Raw genomic sequence first — 15,439 nt, forward strand, 5'->3', positions numbered from 1 at the left:
TCGACCGGAAGCGGACCTACCCCTCTCGTCGCAACCGCTCGACGACGAACTCCCGGTCCAACTTCGAGATGAACGGGCCGAGTTGCGGGCCTTCGGTGTCGTCGAACAGCAGGCGGTAGCCCGCCGAGAAGAAGTCGCCGATCTCGATGTCGTGGCGCTTCGCCGTCTCGTAGATCTCGCCCTGTATCTCCTCGCCGTCGTGGCCCTCGGCGACGAAGTCCGCCAGTTCGTCGAGGGCGGCTTCGGTCTCCGAGTCGAACTCCGTCGCGGGGAGTTCGGTCCGCTTGAGTTCGTAGTCGAACTCGTTGCTCGTCCGGCGCGCCCAGCTGCGAGCGCGCTCGACGCGGGCGAGCGCGTTGGCGACGGCCCACTCCGGCGCGTCGTCGGGGATATGCCCCTCCTTGCGGGCGATCTGCTCGCGCAGGTCGGGGTCGTCGGTCATCCCCAGCACCGCGGCGAAGGTGTAGGGGATGCGGACGCGCTCTTCGCGCGGATCGTCTACCACCATCGGATAGGCCCGCTCGGCGACCTCCCGCTCCTCCTCGTCGCGCGGTTCGATTTCGTCGAAGTACAGCGCCTCGAAGCGGTCGAACTCGTCGACCAGTTGGTCGACGTTCTCGACGGAGAAGTCCCGCTGTTTGCGCGGGTTCTTCGTGAAGAAGTACTTGAACACCTCCGGTTCGAGGATCTCGAGCACCTCGTCGACGGTGACGACGTTACCCGAAGAGGAGGAGAGGGGTTCGCCCTCCAGCGTGAACCACTCGTAGACCATCGGCACGGGCGGATCGATGTCGAGTACGTTCTCGGCGATGTCCTCGCCGGAGGGCCACGAGCCCTCGGCGTGGTCCTTCCCGAACGGTTCGAAATCGACGCCCAGAATCTCCCACTGGGCGGGCCACTCGAAGCGCCACGGGAGCTTGCCGCCGCGCAGGGTGGCGACGCCCTCGTGTCCGCAGCCCTCGATGGTCTGGTCGCCGGCCTCGACGTCCGTACAGACGTAGTGCACCTCGCCGGCCTCCAGGTCGACCTCAGTGACGCCTTCGGTGAGCTTCTCGCAGTTCTCACACTGGGGGACGAACGGGACGTAGTCGTCGTCGACCTTGTTCTGGTAGTCGGCAAGTACCTCGCGAGCGCGGTCGGCCCGTTCGAGGACGCGCCGGGTAACTGCCTCGAACTCGCCGTCTTCGTACATCTCGGTGTTCGAGACGAACTCCACGTCCACGCCGACGAGTTCCGCGCTCCTCTTCAGCAGGTTGGTGAAGTGCGCGCCGTAGGAGTCACAGCAGCCGAAGGGGTCGGGGATGTCCGTGTAGGGCTTGCCCAGATTGCGACCGAGCGCGCCCGCGTTCACCTCGCCCAGCCCCACGACGTTCCACTCCAGGTCGGCGAGTTGTCGGGGGACCTTCCGCAGTCGGTCCCTGTCGTCGGCGGTGAAGACCTGCCTGACCTCGTGGCCCCGGTCGCGCAGGGCCTCGGCCACGAAGTACCCCCGCATTATCTCGTTGAAGTGGCCGATGTGCGGGACGCCCGAGGGAGAGACGCCACCCTTGATGACGATCGGGTCCTCGGGGTCGCGCGCCTCGACGACGTCCGCGACCGAGTCCGCCCAGAACGCTCGCTCGCCGCCGCTACCGACTTCGTAGGGGTCTTCGGCCATTATGCCTCCGGGACGATCTCCGTGCCGTCGAACTCGCGGTCGGCGACGGCCGCTCGGATTCGTTCCGGATCGGTGCCGTCTAAGACGACCGTCGGGATGCCCGCGCGCTCGATGACCTTCGCGGCGAGTAAGTCGACCGGGGCGTTGCTCCCGGCGGCCATCTCCATCCCGGCGATGATGTCGACGAGTTCGGACGCCGTGAGGTGGTCGAAGCGCGTCGCCTCGGGGTCTTCCTTGGGGTCGTCGTCGTAGACGCCCGCGACGGAGGTGGCGTACACCAGCAGGTCGGCGTCGACGTACTCGGCGAAGGCGGCGGCCACGGCGTCGGTGGTCTGGGCGGCGACGATACCGCCGAGGACGGGGATGTCACCGCGGCGGATGGCCTCCCGTCCCGATTCGTAGCTTTCGGCCGGGGTCGGTGCCGCCCGGTCGTCCAGCGCCGCGATGAGCAGGCGGCCGTTCAGGCGCGTGACGGCGATCCCCAGCTGGTCGAGTTCGATCTCGTTTGCCCCCAGCTCGCGGGCGCTCTCGATGTAGTCCCGAGCGGTCGGGCCGCCGCCGACGACCGCGCCGAGCGTGTGTCCCGCTTCGTCGAGTGTCTGGAGCGTGGCGGCGTACTCGGCCACGCGGTCCGGTTCGAGATTCGGAGCGAGGACGCTCCCACCGATAGAGACGACGACTTTCATTGGCCCGGCGTAACCGCGAAACGCTCTTAAGGGTTGTCAACCCCAGTCGAATACCGCCGTCACAGCACACCACACCCTCAGACGGTGGCTGACACACGTCAGACGTAAAACCGGCAATAGTTGCTGTAAAGTGTGCCGGAAATACGTGATAATACCGGGTTCGCGGCTCTGAAAAATGGCGTTCTCGACCCTCGAGACTAAGCATTTAAATCGCTCCATAAAACGTCTAAGTCCCTCTGAAACGGTTATAAAATATGCATTTCACGGTGATTTTTCCTGAAAGGCCCCGAAGTGACGCGAAGCTTCCTTTCTTTATATACTCTCTCCGGCAGAAGATGGAGTCGAGGTGACACAGATGAGCGCAACTGCATCCCCCTCCAACGAGGAAGAGCCCTCCAAAGAACAGCGCCTGAAGTCCTTCCTCGCAGAGAAGGCCGCCGACGGCGAGATGTACTTCAAGAGCAAATTCATCGCCGACGAAGTCGGTCTCTCGCCGAAGGAGATCGGCGCGCTGATGGTCAAGCTCAAGGACAGCGCCACGGAGATCCACGTCGAGAAGTGGTCGTACACGAGCGCGACGACGTGGCGCGTCGAACCCGCGTAAGTCCGCCATCGCTCCCGGTTCCGGTCCCCTCCCCGCTTCTCCTGTCGGGCAGAGTATATTAGTGTCCGCACGCTCTACGCATGAACGATGAGTCGTCCCGCCGACGAATCCCCGTCGCCCGCCGAGCTAGCGGCCGTCTTCCACGTCGCGACCGTCCATCGGGACGGAGAGACGCTCCGATACTTCGGCGACCCGCTCGTTCCTCCCCGTAGCGTCGCCGACGAACTCGCGCCCGTATTCGCCGAGTACGGCTACGACGTCGAGTTAGAGCGACAGGCGTCCGCGAAACCGACCGACGGCGGGACGCCGCTCGATACGCACGGCCAGCAGTACGCGCTGGTCGCGGAACCGACTGAAGCGAGTCACGACGGCGTTCCGTGGCTCAACGTCGCGCTCTTGCTCGCGACGATCGCCTCGACCCTGTACGTCGGCGCGAGCGGGTGGTACTACATCCCCGTCGCGGAAGAGCCGCTCCGCATCGTCGAGGCGTGGCCGTTCGTCGTGTCGATGTTGGGCGTCCTGGGCATCCACGAACTGGGCCACTACGCCGCCGCTCGGTATCACGGCGTGGACGTGACGCTCCCCTATTTCATCCCGTTCCCCTCGCTGCTCGGGACGATGGGGGCCGTCATCAACATCCGCGGTCGCATCCCGAGCCGGCGCGCGCTGTTCGACATCGGCGTCGCCGGGCCGCTCGCGGGACTGGTCGCCACGGTCGTCGTCACGGTGATCGGTCTCACGCTCGACCCGATCACCGTCCCCCAGAGCGTCCTCGACGGCGGTGCCGAGTACGGTATCAACTTCCACGACCCGCTCCTGCTCCAGGGGTTACAAGAACTCGTCGTCGTACTCGGTATCGGCGTCGAGTACGGCCCCCGGCAGGCCGTCCACCCCGTCGTCTTCGCCGGGTGGGCGGGGATGTTCTTCACGTTCCTCAACCTGCTCCCGGTCGGGCAACTGGACGGCGGGCACATCGTCCGCGCGATCGTCGGCCGCCGTCAGGAGACCATCGCCGCGGCGGTGCCCGGCGCGCTGTTCGCGCTCTCGGGATACCTCTATCTCACCCGCGACGCGCCCCCCATCGGCTTCGGCGTCTGGACGCTGTGGGCGTTCTGGGGCGTCTTCGCGACCGGCCTCGCCTACGCGGGACCGGCGGAGCCGACGGTCGACGAACCGCTGGACCGCCGCCGCGTCGCGCTCGGCGTCGCGACGTTCGTCCTCGGAGTCGCCTGCTTCACGCCCATTCCGTTCGAGATAGTCACCGCGTAGTCACTCTTTCGTCGTACGGATGGGACTGTTTCACAGCCATCCCGAAGGAACGCAGAGAAGCCGCGCTTTCGGCAGTTTCAGAGGGTCTTACCGCTCGTCTGGCGGTCAAAAACGGTGGCTATAACGTCCCGAACTGTTGTGAGAAACTGCTGAACGGCGGCGAACGGTCTCGTGTTTATACGGGGACGTGTCCCGTACGCCCATCCATAGCATGACCACCGACCCCGGCGTGGCCGACGACGCTGACGGCGACCGAGACGGGAGCGAACTCACGCACGACGAACGAGCGACCGCCGCGGCGGCGGCCGTCGAACAGGTCGAGACGGCGCTCGCCGCGGACGACCGATTTTAGCGGGCTCTCAGTGTGAGTACCCCCGGTCGGGGAGCGTCTCGCCGTCGAGCGTCACGCCGTCGTCGGTGACGGTACCGACCCGGTGGAGCGGACAGGGAACCGCTTCGCGTGCGGCCGCGAGACTTCTCTCGGGAATCGCACACACCAGTTCGAAGTCCTCGCCGAAGAACGCGCCCAGTTCTCGCCGGTCGTCGTCGCCCGACGCGACCGCGTCGACCCGTTCGTCGATCGGTAGCGGCGTTTCGAGCGCCGCCCCGCAGTCGCTGGCCCCACAGAGCTGGTGGACCGACCGAGCCAGACCGTCGCTCGAATCCAGCATCGCCGTCGCGTAGGGGCGGAGCGCGACGCCCGCCCGCACGCGCGGTTCGAACCGAAACAGGTCGTTGGCCGCCTCGCCGTCGCCGCGTTCGAACAGCCGCAGCGCGGCGGCCGAGCGGCCGAGCGTGCCGGTCACGCAGACCGCTTCGCCCGGCGACGCACCCGAGCGCAAGACCGGATCGTTCGTGTCGCCGAGCGCCGTCGTCGCCACGGTGAACTCCTCGTGGCCGTCCAGGTCGCCGCCGACGTACTCCGCGCCGACCGACTCGCAGACGTCTACCGCGCCATCGACGAACGCCAGCAGTTCCTCGTCGTCGAACTCCGGCGCGGCGTAGACGGCCACCGCCGCCGTCGCCTCGGCCCCCATCGACGCCACGTCCGACAGCGACGCGCCGACGGCCCGCCACCCGGCGGTGTAGCGGGTCGTCCCGTCGGGGAAGTCCGTCCGCTCGTGGAGCATGTCCGTGGTGATGACCTGCCCGTCGAGGACGGCGCAGTCGTCGCCCGCCGCCGGGAGGCGGTCGCCGATGAGCGCGAGGGCCGCCTGTTCGTCCATATGCACGCGTCGGTCCCCGGGCGCAAAACGACACGGGATACGCCCGCGGGAACGGCCGCTGTCTCGCGCGTCGCCGGGCCGCTCCGTCGCGCACACGTCGGTACGTTCAAATCGCCGACGCGCGACGGCTCCGGTATGGACGGCAACCGCTGGGCGACGGCCGCCGGGTTCGTCGGCGCACTCGGCGTCCTCGCGGTTCTCGTGTGGGTCGTCGGCGTCGACCGGACGCTGGCGGCGCTGCTGCGGGCCGACCCCGCCGTGTTGCTCGCCGTCGTCGGCATCGCCGTCGTCTGGATGACCGCGTGGGGCTTGGCGCTGTGGTCGGTGCTGGACGCGCTCGGAACCCCCGTCGCTCCCGCCACCGCGGTGCTGGTCTACACGGCGGCCGTCTTCTCGAACAACGTCACGCCGTTCGGCCAGGCGGGCGGCGAGCCCCTCTCGGCGCTGCTCATCTCCTCGGCGGCCGACAGCGAGTACGAGACGGGACTGGCCGCCATCGCCACCGTCGACACCGTCCACTTCGTCCCCTCCATCGGCTACGCTATCGTCGGCTTCACGTTCGTCGCGGCCGGCGCGGTCCGTCTCGGCCGCAACCTCGTGTTCGCCGCCGTCGCCGTCGCCGTGCTTGCGGTCGGGTTGCCCGTCGGCGCGTACGTCGGCTGGCGCTATCGCTACGAACTCGAAGCCGAGGTTGTCCGCGTGTTCACGCCGGTCGTTCGGACGGTCGGTCGAGTCGTCCCGCGACGGTCGCCGCCGACGGCCGGCGTCATCGAGGCGCGCATCGAGGGCTTCTTCGGGGCCATCGAGCGCATCGCCACCGACGGGCGGACCGTCCTCCAGACGCTCGGCCTCTCGGCCGTCGGATGGGGATGTCTGGCCGCGTCGCTGTGGACGTCGCTGTACGCCATCGGTTACGCCGTCCCGGTAGCGACGGTGCTCCTGGTCGTGCCGCTGGGAAGCATCGCCAGCGTCGCCCCGCTTCCCGGCGGGTCGGGCGCGATCGAGACGGTCCTGGTGACGCTGCTGGTCTCCACCGCCGGCGTCCCGGCGGCGGCGGCGGCGTCGGCGGTGCTCGTCCACCGGGGCGCGACGTACCTGCTCCCGACGCTCGTCGGGGCCGGCGTCGCCAGCGCGCTCGGCGCGAACCACGCGGCCGCCAGCCCCGGGGAGTGAACGGTTCACGCCCGCAGGCGCGAACGATGCGCTTAAATGACGCGGACGGAAAGCAAGGGCCAATGACGACACTCTACGACGCGCCCGCCGAGGACCTCATCGAGGCCCTCACCGAGCAGTTCGAGGACGAAGACGACATCGAGGCCCCCGAGTGGGTCACCTTCACCAAGACCGGCGTCGACCGCGAACTCCCGCCCGAACAGGACAACTTCTGGGAGCGCCGCGCCGCCAGCCTGCTCCGGAAGGTCGCCGTCGACGGTCCCGTCGGGGTCAACGCGCTCCGCGCCGAGTACGGCAAGTCCAAGCAGGGCTCGACGCGTTACCGCGTCCGCCCCAAGCAGAAGGCCAAGGGCTCGGGCAACATCATCCGCACCGCGCTCCAGCAGCTCGAAGACGCCGGCTACGTCGAGACCAGCGAGAACGACGGCCGCCGCGTCACCGGCGACGGGCGCGCGCTCTTAGACGACACCGCGGGCGAAGTCCTCACGGACATCGACCGTCCGGAACTCGAACGCTACGCGTAACCGGTTTCTCCCTCTTCCGGCGCGTAGTCGGGTCTCCGAAATCGTTTTCCCGCCGACACCGATAGTTCCCACTAGCTATGAGCGGCGACCCCAGCGAGGAAGACCTGGAAGAACTCCGCAAGGAGAAGATGGAACAGCTCAAAGAACAGCAAGAGGGCGGCGACGCCGAGGCGCAGCAGGCCGCACAGGAGCAGGCCGAGGCCCAGAAGAAGGCCGTCCTGCGCCAGCACCTCACCGACGGCGCTCGCAAGCGCCTCAACACCGTCAAGATGTCGAAACCCGACATCGGCGACCAGATCGAACAGCAGGTCGTCGCGCTGGCCCGCAGCGGCCGCGTACAGGGCCAGATCGACGAAGAGCAGATGAAGGAGCTGCTCTCGGAACTCACCCCCGACTCGAAGAGCTTCGACATCAAGCGCCGGTAGATGCGCTGCGGACTGCTGTACAGCGCTGGCAAGGACTCAACGCTTTCGGCGCTCCTCTTAGCCCCCTTCTACGACGTGACCCTCGTCACCGGGACGTTCGGCGTCGCCGACCCGGCCCCGGCCCGCGAGGCCGCCGAGGCCGTCGGGTTCACCCACGAGACGGTCGACCTCGACCCCGAAGTAGCCCGCGCCGCCGTTTCCCGAATGCACGACGACGGCTACCCGCGAAACGGCATCCAGCGGGTCCACGAACACGCCGTCGAGACGCTGGCGGCGGGCGAGTGGACCGAGTCGCTTGCCGCCGTCGCCGACGGCACGCGACGCGACGACCGCGTCCCGACGATCGACCGCCCGCTGGCCCAGAGCGTCGAGGACCGCTTCGGCGTCGACTACCTCGCGCCGCTCGCGGGGGTCGGCCGCGGCGCGATCGACGCGATGGCCGCCCAGAAACTGGACGTCGAGACCGGGCCGAGCGCGCAGGTTCCCAAGGCCGACTACGAGGTCGAACTGCGGGCGCTGCTGGCCGAGGAGTACGGCGAGTCGGCCGTCGACGAAGTGTTTCCCGAGCACACGCAGTCGCGGGTTCGCGGACTCCGGTGAGTCGTTTCAGCGGTGGTAGGAGATTCGGACAGCCGGGGAGTTTCGCCCCGTGAAACAATCAACCGGATGGAACTGACTGGGGGGCTTTCTGGCTGTTTTCGATACCGGTTTCGGTGGTTCGACTCGAACCCGAATATACTGGCCGAGAACGGACAGGTTCAAGCGCGCCCTCGCTGTATGCGTGGACATGTACGACCGCGTCAAGGGCTTTCGCGACTTCTACCCCGAGGAGATGCAGGCGCGCCGGTGGGCGATGGACGCCGTCGAGGACGTCGCCCGCCGGTACGGCTTCCGCGAGATAGGCACCCCCGCGCTCGAAGCGACCGAGATGTACGTCGACAAGAGCGGCGAGGAGATCGTCGAGGAACTGTACAGTTTCGAGGACAAGGGCGGCCGGGAGGTGGCGCTGACGCCAGAGCTGACCCCCTCGGTCGCGCGGATGGTCGTCGCCAAGCAGCAGGCGCTCTCGAAGCCGATCAAGTGGGTCTCGACGCGGCCGTTCTGGCGCTACGAACAGGTCCAGCAGGGCCGCTTCCGGGAGTTCTATCAGACCAACGTCGACATCTTCGGGTCGGCGGAGCCGGCGGCCGACGCCGAGATCCTGGCCGTCGCCGTCGACATGCTCACCGACCTCGGCCTGACGAGCGAGGACTTCGAGATCCGCGTCTCCCACCGCGATATCCTCTCCGGACTCCTCGAATCGTTCGACGCCGACGTGGACACCCGCGAGGCCATCCGCACCGTCGACAAGCGCGCGAAGCTCGACCGCGAGGAGTACCTCGACGCACTGTACGAGGCGGGGCTGAGCCACGACCAGGCCGAGGAGTTCGACGGCCTGTTGCAGTCCGGCGAGGACGAACTCGACGCGCTCGCGGAGCGTTCTGAGGCCGTCGCCGACGCCACGGAGAACCTGCGGGAAGTGCTCGACGCCACCGCGGACTTCGGCGTCCGCGAGCACGTCACGCTCTCGCTCTCGACCGCCCGCGGCCTCGATTACTACACCGGCGTCGTCTTCGAGTGCTTCGACTCCACGGGCGAGGTGTCCCGCGCGGTGTTCGGCGGCGGCCGCTACGACGACCTCATCGAGGGGTTCGGCGGCCAGCCGACACCCGCGGTCGGGTTCGCGCCCGGCCACGCGACGCTCCAACTGCTCTGTGAACGGGCCGGCGTCTGGCCCGCCGAGGAGCTGACGACGGACTACTACGTCCTGCAGGTGGGAGACACCCGCCCGACGGCGGCCCGCATCGCTCGGGACCTGCGCGAGCGGGGCAACGTCGTCGAGAGCGACGTGGCCGACCGCTCCTTCGGCGCGCAGATGGGCTACGCGGACGACGTGAACGCCGAGACGGTCGTTATCGTCGGCGAGCAGGACCTGGAGAACGACGAAGTGACGCTCAAGGAGATGGACGGGGGCGAACAGGTCAGCGTCCCCGTCGACTCGTTCCCCGGCGAGCACGACCGACCGACGTTCGAGGACTTCGCCTAGAGCGGCCGTTCCATCTCGTGTTCGGCCCGGTCGCGCAATCGCGTCTCGAACCCGACCCCGTCGTACAGTTTCATCGCGACGTGGTTCGTCCGTGCGACGGCCAGCCAGACGTGGTCGAGCCCGTTCTCCTGCCCGTGACCCAGCAGTACCTCGATGAGGCGCGTCCCGATGCCCGCCGACTGGTAGTCGGGGCGGACGAAGATGGCCAGTTCCGAGGACTCGCCTTCGGGAATGAGGACGGCGTGGCCGACCGCCGACTGGTTGTGCCAGACGACGACGTTCAGCCCCTCGTCTAACAGCGTCTCGACCCAGTCCCGTGTCTGTTTCTCCCCCCGCGGCGGGACCCCCTGCGCGCGGGACTCGGCGTCGAACCGTGCGTACATCGCCACCAGCGGCGACGGATCGCCGTCGTACGCCTCGATATCGACCGTTCGGGAGCGCTGGTCGGTGAACGTGACGGGTGGGCGGGGAAACCGGCGAACCTCGTCGGCGGACGTAGCCATTACTCGGAACTAGGAGCAGGACACTTCTAAACTCATCCCTCCGATTCTCAGTAGCTGAGAGTCGACCCGGGGCTCGCGACGGCGAGACAGTCGTCGACGGGGCGAGCGAGCACCGGTGCGGCCGGTTGGGTCGGGCGAAGCGGGTCGCACGCGGACCGTCGGCCGACGGTCCGCGTGCCGAGGGTCTGCGCGAGCTGACAGCTCTCGATGCAGTTGCCGCCACCTCGAATGTCGGCAATCGGACAGTACAAGTGCACCGCCGTCGAGCATCGGGTATGCGCGCCTATCGAATCGCCTACGACGGTCGCCCCTACAACGGGTTCCAGCGCCAGCCCGACGTGGCGACGGTCGAGGACGCGCTGTTCGACGCGCTCTCGCGGCTCGGCGTTCGCGACCGGGCCAAGGGGCCGCCCGAGGGCTACGCGGCGGCCGGTCGCACCGACGCCGGCGTCTCCGCCGTCGCCCAGACCGTCGCGTTCGACGCGCCCGCGTGGCTCTCACCGAAGGCGTTCAACAGTGAGCTCCCGGCGAGCATCCGCGCGTGGGCCAGTAGCGACGTTTCCGGAGATTTCCACGCCACCCACGACGCGAGCGAGCGCACCTACACGTACCACCTCTACGCGCCCGACGCCGCCGAAGTGATGGCGCGGGCGGCCCTCGACGGGCTCCGGGGCGAACACGACTTCCACAACCTCACGCCGGACGAGACGGGCACGGTCCGGACCCTCGACGGGTCGCTGACCCGCGACGGCGACTTCTTCGTCCTCGAACTGCGAGCCGGCGGGTTCTGTCGCCAGCTCGTGCGGCGCGTCGTCGGGCTGATCGCCGAGGTCGCCCGCGGCGAGTCGTCGTTTCCGAAGGTCGAGCGAGTTCTCGGTCCCGAACCCGTCGAGGGACCCGAGGGCGTCGCTCCCGCGCCGGCGTATCCGCTCGTGTTGACCGACGTGACCTACCCCGGCGTCGGGTTCGACGCCGATCCCGACGCCCGCGCGAGCGCCCGAGAGATCTTCGACGGGTTGCGGGCCGAGCGGCGGACGACGGCGAGGGTCGCCGGGACCGTCCGCGACGGTCTCTCGTAGCCGGATGGACGGTCCCCGGAGTCAGACCGGCGTCGGTCCGTAGCTGAAAAGGCTTACCCGGCCCCCCTGCTTAGACCGGGACATGAGTTCGGTACCCGCACGCGGCGACATCGACGAGGCGTACAAGTGGGACCTAGAGTCCCTCTACGCGACGGACGACGACTGGGAAGCCGCGTACGAGGAGGCCGAGGAACGCATCGAGGACCTCGCGGCCTACGAGGGGCAGGTAACCGACGACGCCGAGACGCTCCTGTCGGTGCTGGAGACGTACGAGGAACTGATGCGCGTCGTCGCCAACGTCACCGCCTACGCGCGGATGCGCCGCGACGAGGACACGACCGACGACACCTATCAGGCGCTGACCGCCCGCAGTCAGTCGCTCTCCTCGGAAGCCAGCAGCGCGGCTTCCTTCATCGAACCCGAGCTACAGGAACTGAACCGGAGCGACGTCGAGTCGATGATGGACGAGGAGCCCGACCTCGACGCCTACGGCCACTACTTCGACGACGTGCTCCGGATGAAACCGCACACCCGCTCGGCCGAGGTCGAGAACCTGCTGGCCGAACTGGGCGAGGTGACCGGCGCGCCCGGCGAGGTCTATAACATGCTCGCCAACGCCGACATGGAGTTCCCGACGGTCGAGGACCCCGACGGCGAGACCCGAGCGGTCACGCTCAACAACTTCACCACGCTCCAGAAACACCCGGACAGGGACTTCCGCCAGCGCGTCTACGAGGCCTTCTACGACGAGTGGGAGGGCGTCAGGAACGCCGTCGGCACGGCCTACAAGAACTCGGTCAAGACCGACGTGAAGATGGCACAGGCGCGCAACTACGACAGCGCCCGCGGAGCCGCCCTGAACGGTCCGAACGTCCCCGTCGAAGTCTACGACACGCTGGTCGACACCGTCCACGACAACCTGGACCACCTCCACCGCCACGCGGAGTTGAAACGGGAGGCCATCGGCGCGGACGAACTGCAGATGTGGGACCTCTACGTTCCACTCGTGCAGGAGGAGTCGCCCGAGATCGAGTACGAGCGGGCCTGTGAGTACGTCACCGAGGCCGTCGCGCCGCTGGGCGAGGAGTACCAGTCCCGCCTCGCCGACGGACTGGAGTCGCGCTGGGTCGACGTCTACGAGACCGAGCACAAGCAGTCGGGGGCGTACTCCGGGGGCACCTACGACTCCCAGCCGTTCATCCTGATGAACTATCAGGACGACGTGGAATCGATGTACACGCTGGCCCACGAGCTCGGCCACTCGATGCACTCCGAGTTCACCAGCGAGGAGCAGCCGTACGTCTACTCGGGCTACGAGATCTTCGTCGCCGAGGTCGCCAGCACGGTCAACGAGACGTTGCTGACCCACCACCTGCTGGAGACGGTCGAGGACGAGCGACTGCGTCGACACGTCCTCAACGAGTACCTAGAGCGGTTCCGCTCGACGCTGTATCGACAGACCATGTTCGCGGAGTTCGAACACCGCACCCACGAGATGAGCGAGTCGGGCGAGCCGCTCACGCCCGACCGGCTGGACGACCTCTACGCCGACCTCAAGGGCGACTACTACGACCCGGCGACCCTCGACGACCGCATCGCCCGCGAGTGGATGCGAATCCCGCACTTCTATCGGGCGTTCTACGTCTACCAGTACGCCACCGGCATCTCCGCGGCCGTCGCGCTGGTCGAGAACATCCTCGAAGGGGACGACGACGCCGCGGAGCGCTACGTCGACTTCCTGCGCAGCGGGTCGCGGGAGTATCCGCTGGAACTGCTCCGGAACGCCGGCGTGGACATGGCCAGCCCCGAGCCGGTCGATTCGGCGCTCTCGACGTACGGCGAGTACCTGGACGAGTTCGCCAGCCTCCTGTAGCTCACCGATCACTCCCATCGTGCGCGGCGACCGTTCGCCGTCTCAACCGTCTGTCGTTCGACAGCGGGACCTGAAGCGTTCGCGTCCCCCGCGTACCGCGGTTGACCCAAAGGCACTTTGTGTCTCAACCGTGTAGTACCGGGCACCCAAATGTCGCGTAGCCCCTCGCTTCCGGACAGGCCACGGCTCGACCTCGATCCAGACATGACGCCCGAGGAGCGTCTCGAGGCCCTCCGGGACCACTTCGAAGAGATCGTCCGCATCAACGAACAGCTCACCGACCAGCTCGACGACGCCCGCGGTCGGCAGACCTCGCTCACCGACGAGGTGGACCAGCTCGAGCGCGAGAACGAGATGCTGAAGACCTCGTCGCTGTACATCGCCACCGTCGAGGAGCTGACCGACGACGGCGTCGTCGTCAAGCAGCACGGCAACAACCAGGAGGTCCTGACGGAGGTCTCCCCGTCGATGCGCGAGAGCCTGGAGGCCGGCGACCGCGTCGCCATCAACGACTCGTTCGGCGTCAAGGAGATCCTCGACCCCGAGACGGACGCGCGCGCACAGGCGATGCAAGTCGAGGCGTCGCCGGACGTTTCCTACGAGGACATCGGAGGCCTAGAGGAGCAAATCCGAGAGGTCCGCGAGGCCGTCGAGGAACCGCTGATCAACGCCGAACAGTTCCACGAAGTCGGCATCGACCCGCCGAGCGGGGTCCTGCTGCACGGCCCGCCCGGCACGGGCAAGACGATGCTGGCGAAGGCCGTCGCCAACGAGACCGACGCCACCTTCATCAAGATGGCCGGCTCCGAACTCGTTCGGAAGTTCATCGGCGAGGGCGCACGGCTCGTCCGTGACCTCTTCGAACTGGCCAGCGAGCGCCAGCCGGCCATCATCTTCATCGACGAGATAGACGCGATCGCCGCCAAGCGAACCGAATCGAAGACCAGCGGCGACGCCGAGGTCCAGCGGACGATGATGCAACTGCTCTCGGAGATGGACGGCTTCGACGACCGCGGCGAGATCCGCATCATCGCCGCCACCAACCGCTTCGACATGCTCGACCGCGCCATCCTCCGGCCCGGTCGGTTCGACCGCCTCATCGAAGTCCCCAACCCCGACGTCGAGGGCCGCGAGCGCATCCTCGAGATCCACACCGAGCGGATGAACCTCGACTCGGAGGTGGACCTGCGAGCGCTCGCTCGCGAGGCCGACGGGCTCTCCGGTGCGGAACTGGCCTCGCTGGCGACCGAAGCCGGGATGTTCGCCATCCGCGACGACCGAACGACCGTCGAACAGGCGGACTTCCGCGCCGCCCGAGAGAAGCTCGACCAAGAGGAGGAGTCCGGCAGTCAGCCGGTCGCGTTCGCCTGAGCGGGCTCCAACTCGAAACGGAACCCCTCTTTTCCTGCACGCTTCCGTTCGGTTATCCGACAGTATAGCGGTCGTATCCGTCCGTTAGTCGGCGATTAGTAAGGGAAGTGGCCCGTGAAACGGCGGACAACGGTGACATCGGACCACTCACTGACCGACGGCGAGCTAGCGCGTTGGATCCCCATCGGCGGCGAGCTGTCGGTGTCACACGCGGTGCTGTGGACGGTCATCCTCCTCACGTCGCTGTTCGACATTGTGACGACGACGGTGGGACTCGAACTCGGTCTCCGGGAGGGGAACGCCGTCGCGCGGGCGCTCATCGAGAGCTACGGCGTCGTCGGTCTCGCAATCTTGAAAATCGGGGCACTCGTCGTCGTCGCCCTCGTCTGGGCCGCCCTCGACGAACGCCGCTCGACGGCGGCGCTCGTCGGGTTCGCGCTCGTCTCCTCGTTCGTCGTCGCCCTGAATACGGTCGCGCTCGTCACCGTCCTCTGAACGGGTAGCGTCGAGCCGATGTGTCCCGCTCACTCCTCGCCGCGGTCGGCGATCATATCGCCCCCGCACTCCGGACAGGACGACCGAAGCACGTCTGTACTGTATCCGCACTTTCGACACACGAGCAGTTTCGCCCGCTCGGCGTCCTCGGATCGCTGAGCCATACGAGTCTGTTTCGACCAGAAGGTGTTAACTATTGTCACGACTTGTGAACCATCGAGCGAGAGACGACCGCCGGGCGCTCGAACCGTCCGAGAACTTACTGCCGGTCGGGACCAACGGCGACCCATGAGCGGAACGACGCATCAGTGCCTCTGCGGGGCGACGCTTCGATTCCGGCAGGACTTGACGCGTGAGCGAACCGGCACTACGCCGACGTGGACCTGTTCAGATTGTGGCACGCAGGTTCCCGGCGTCGTCGCGGAGAAGCTCTCTCACCAACATCCGTCCTGAGAGCGATCCCGGTCG

General features: G+C 67.5%; 18 protein-coding genes. 13 read left to right on the forward strand and 5 right to left on the reverse strand.

Annotated elements, in window-relative coordinates:
• Positions 1-16: 16 nt before the first annotated feature.
• Both lysS and pyrH read right to left on the reverse strand, forming a co-directional pair.
• Entirely contained in the window at positions 17-1,657 is a 1,641-nt protein-coding gene (gene lysS / locus GO488_RS12440; RefSeq protein WP_162318150.1) for a lysine--tRNA ligase, read from the reverse strand.
• On the reverse strand, positions 1,657-2,343 hold the full coding sequence (gene pyrH, locus GO488_RS12445) for a UMP kinase (RefSeq protein WP_162318151.1): 687 nt from the start codon (positions 2,341-2,343) through the stop codon (positions 1,657-1,659). The genes lysS and pyrH overlap by 1 nt, the downstream gene beginning before the upstream one ends.
• 355 nt (positions 2,344-2,698) lie before the next feature.
• Here pyrH and GO488_RS12450 point away from each other — a divergent pair, with 355 nt between their 5' ends.
• The 3 genes from GO488_RS12450 to GO488_RS12460 all read left to right on the forward strand — a co-directional run bounded on the left by GO488_RS12450 (position 2,699) and on the right by GO488_RS12460 (position 4,568).
• On the forward strand, positions 2,699-2,947 hold the full coding sequence (locus GO488_RS12450; protein WP_162318152.1) for a DUF7123 family protein: 249 nt from the start codon (positions 2,699-2,701) through the stop codon (positions 2,945-2,947).
• Positions 2,948-3,034: 87 nt separating this feature from the next.
• A complete protein-coding gene (locus GO488_RS12455; RefSeq protein WP_162318153.1) occupies positions 3,035-4,216 on the forward strand; it encodes a site-2 protease family protein in 1,182 nt (393 codons plus the stop codon).
• A gap of 211 nt (positions 4,217-4,427) precedes the next feature.
• Positions 4,428-4,568, forward strand: a complete 141-nt coding sequence (locus tag GO488_RS12460) for a hypothetical protein (RefSeq protein WP_162318154.1) — start codon at positions 4,428-4,430, stop codon at positions 4,566-4,568.
• 7 nt (positions 4,569-4,575) lie between these two features.
• Here GO488_RS12460 and thiL read toward each other — a convergent pair whose 3' ends face one another.
• Positions 4,576-5,442, reverse strand: coding sequence for a thiamine-phosphate kinase (thiL, locus tag GO488_RS12465; RefSeq protein WP_162318155.1), 867 nt, complete (start codon positions 5,440-5,442; stop codon positions 4,576-4,578).
• A 135-nt stretch (positions 5,443-5,577) separates the two neighbouring features.
• Here thiL and GO488_RS12470 point away from each other — a divergent pair, with 135 nt between their 5' ends.
• The 5 genes from GO488_RS12470 to hisS all read left to right on the forward strand — a co-directional run bounded on the left by GO488_RS12470 (position 5,578) and on the right by hisS (position 9,650).
• The gene (locus GO488_RS12470; protein ID WP_162318156.1) at positions 5,578-6,615 is read left to right on the forward strand and encodes a lysylphosphatidylglycerol synthase transmembrane domain-containing protein; all 1,038 of its coding nucleotides are present in this window, start codon (positions 5,578-5,580) and stop codon (positions 6,613-6,615) included.
• A gap of 62 nt (positions 6,616-6,677) precedes the next feature.
• Positions 6,678-7,139 (forward strand): 30S ribosomal protein S19e, encoded by a 462-nt coding sequence (locus GO488_RS12475; RefSeq protein ID WP_162318157.1) that lies wholly within the window; start codon positions 6,678-6,680, stop codon positions 7,137-7,139.
• 77 nt (positions 7,140-7,216) lie between these two features.
• On the forward strand, positions 7,217-7,564 hold the full coding sequence (locus tag GO488_RS12480) for a DNA-binding protein (RefSeq protein WP_162318158.1): 348 nt from the start codon (positions 7,217-7,219) through the stop codon (positions 7,562-7,564).
• On the forward strand, positions 7,565-8,164 hold the full coding sequence (locus GO488_RS12485; protein WP_162318159.1) for a DUF7411 family protein: 600 nt from the start codon (positions 7,565-7,567) through the stop codon (positions 8,162-8,164). It begins immediately after the preceding gene.
• A 187-nt stretch (positions 8,165-8,351) separates the two neighbouring features.
• The gene (hisS, locus tag GO488_RS12490) at positions 8,352-9,650 is read left to right on the forward strand and encodes a histidine--tRNA ligase (protein ID WP_162318160.1); all 1,299 of its coding nucleotides are present in this window, start codon (positions 8,352-8,354) and stop codon (positions 9,648-9,650) included.
• On the opposite strand, the gene GO488_RS12495 is transcribed toward hisS, so the two are convergent.
• On the reverse strand, positions 9,647-10,153 hold the full coding sequence (locus GO488_RS12495) for a GNAT family N-acetyltransferase (RefSeq protein ID WP_162318161.1): 507 nt from the start codon (positions 10,151-10,153) through the stop codon (positions 9,647-9,649). The two genes, hisS and GO488_RS12495, sit on opposite strands and share 4 nt — an antisense overlap.
• A 275-nt stretch (positions 10,154-10,428) precedes the next feature.
• Here GO488_RS12495 and truA point away from each other — a divergent pair, with 275 nt between their 5' ends.
• The 4 genes from truA (at position 10,429) to GO488_RS12515 (ending at position 14,971) form a co-directional block, all read left to right on the forward strand.
• Positions 10,429-11,232: a tRNA pseudouridine(38-40) synthase TruA gene (gene truA, locus GO488_RS12500; RefSeq protein WP_162318162.1), complete on the forward strand. Its 804-nt coding sequence runs from the start codon at positions 10,429-10,431 to the stop codon at positions 11,230-11,232.
• A gap of 82 nt (positions 11,233-11,314) precedes the next feature.
• A complete protein-coding gene (gene pepF / locus GO488_RS12505) occupies positions 11,315-13,105 on the forward strand; it encodes an oligoendopeptidase F (RefSeq protein WP_162318163.1) in 1,791 nt (596 codons plus the stop codon).
• 150 nt (positions 13,106-13,255) lie between these two features.
• A complete protein-coding gene (gene pan2 / locus GO488_RS12510) occupies positions 13,256-14,476 on the forward strand; it encodes a proteasome-activating nucleotidase Pan2 (RefSeq protein WP_162318164.1) in 1,221 nt (406 codons plus the stop codon).
• 132 nt (positions 14,477-14,608) lie between these two features.
• Positions 14,609-14,971, forward strand: coding sequence for a DUF5658 family protein (locus GO488_RS12515; protein WP_162318165.1), 363 nt, complete (start codon positions 14,609-14,611; stop codon positions 14,969-14,971).
• A gap of 29 nt (positions 14,972-15,000) precedes the next feature.
• Here GO488_RS12515 and GO488_RS20085 read toward each other — a convergent pair whose 3' ends face one another.
• Positions 15,001-15,135 carry a hypothetical protein gene (locus tag GO488_RS20085; protein ID WP_277814711.1) on the reverse strand — a complete coding sequence of 45 codons (135 nt, stop codon included), beginning with the start codon at positions 15,133-15,135 and terminating at the stop codon, positions 15,001-15,003.
• Between the two features lie 124 nt (positions 15,136-15,259).
• On the opposite strand from GO488_RS20085, the gene GO488_RS19695 reads away from it, so the two are divergent.
• Positions 15,260-15,424: a hypothetical protein gene (locus GO488_RS19695; protein WP_164509645.1), complete on the forward strand. Its 165-nt coding sequence runs from the start codon at positions 15,260-15,262 to the stop codon at positions 15,422-15,424.
• The last annotated feature ends 15 nt before the right edge of the window (positions 15,425-15,439 follow it).

Source organism: Haloarcula limicola (genome assembly GCF_010119205.1).
Taxonomy (GTDB): domain Archaea; phylum Halobacteriota; class Halobacteria; order Halobacteriales; family Haloarculaceae; genus Haloarcula; species Haloarcula limicola.

What these genes read in the sequence shown, in the direction of transcription:
- pyrH (WP_162318151.1), bottom strand. Translation starts at nt 2,343, where the DNA reads ATGAAAGTCGTCGTCTCTATCGGTGGGAGCGTCCTCGCTCCGAATCTC.
- GO488_RS12475 (WP_162318157.1), top strand. Translation starts at nt 6,678, where the DNA reads ATGACGACACTCTACGACGCGCCCGCCGAGGACCTCATCGAGGCCCTC.
- GO488_RS12455 (WP_162318153.1), top strand. Translation starts at nt 3,035, where the DNA reads ATGAGTCGTCCCGCCGACGAATCCCCGTCGCCCGCCGAGCTAGCGGCC.
- GO488_RS12485 (WP_162318159.1), top strand. Translation starts at nt 7,565, where the DNA reads ATGCGCTGCGGACTGCTGTACAGCGCTGGCAAGGACTCAACGCTTTCG.
- GO488_RS12495 (WP_162318161.1), bottom strand. Translation starts at nt 10,153, where the DNA reads ATGGCTACGTCCGCCGACGAGGTTCGCCGGTTTCCCCGCCCACCCGTC.
- pan2 (WP_162318164.1), top strand. Translation starts at nt 13,256, where the DNA reads ATGTCGCGTAGCCCCTCGCTTCCGGACAGGCCACGGCTCGACCTCGAT.
- thiL (WP_162318155.1), bottom strand. Translation starts at nt 5,442, where the DNA reads ATGGACGAACAGGCGGCCCTCGCGCTCATCGGCGACCGCCTCCCGGCG.
- lysS (WP_162318150.1), bottom strand. Translation starts at nt 1,657, where the DNA reads ATGGCCGAAGACCCCTACGAAGTCGGTAGCGGCGGCGAGCGAGCGTTC.
- GO488_RS12460 (WP_162318154.1), top strand. Translation starts at nt 4,428, where the DNA reads ATGACCACCGACCCCGGCGTGGCCGACGACGCTGACGGCGACCGAGAC.
- GO488_RS12450 (WP_162318152.1), top strand. Translation starts at nt 2,699, where the DNA reads ATGAGCGCAACTGCATCCCCCTCCAACGAGGAAGAGCCCTCCAAAGAA.
- GO488_RS20085 (WP_277814711.1), bottom strand. Translation starts at nt 15,135, where the DNA reads ATGGCTCAGCGATCCGAGGACGCCGAGCGGGCGAAACTGCTCGTGTGT.
- pepF (WP_162318163.1), top strand. Translation starts at nt 11,315, where the DNA reads ATGAGTTCGGTACCCGCACGCGGCGACATCGACGAGGCGTACAAGTGG.
- truA (WP_162318162.1), top strand. Translation starts at nt 10,429, where the DNA reads ATGCGCGCCTATCGAATCGCCTACGACGGTCGCCCCTACAACGGGTTC.
- hisS (WP_162318160.1), top strand. Translation starts at nt 8,352, where the DNA reads ATGTACGACCGCGTCAAGGGCTTTCGCGACTTCTACCCCGAGGAGATG.
- GO488_RS12470 (WP_162318156.1), top strand. Translation starts at nt 5,578, where the DNA reads ATGGACGGCAACCGCTGGGCGACGGCCGCCGGGTTCGTCGGCGCACTC.
- GO488_RS19695 (WP_164509645.1), top strand. Translation starts at nt 15,260, where the DNA reads ATGAGCGGAACGACGCATCAGTGCCTCTGCGGGGCGACGCTTCGATTC.
- GO488_RS12480 (WP_162318158.1), top strand. Translation starts at nt 7,217, where the DNA reads ATGAGCGGCGACCCCAGCGAGGAAGACCTGGAAGAACTCCGCAAGGAG.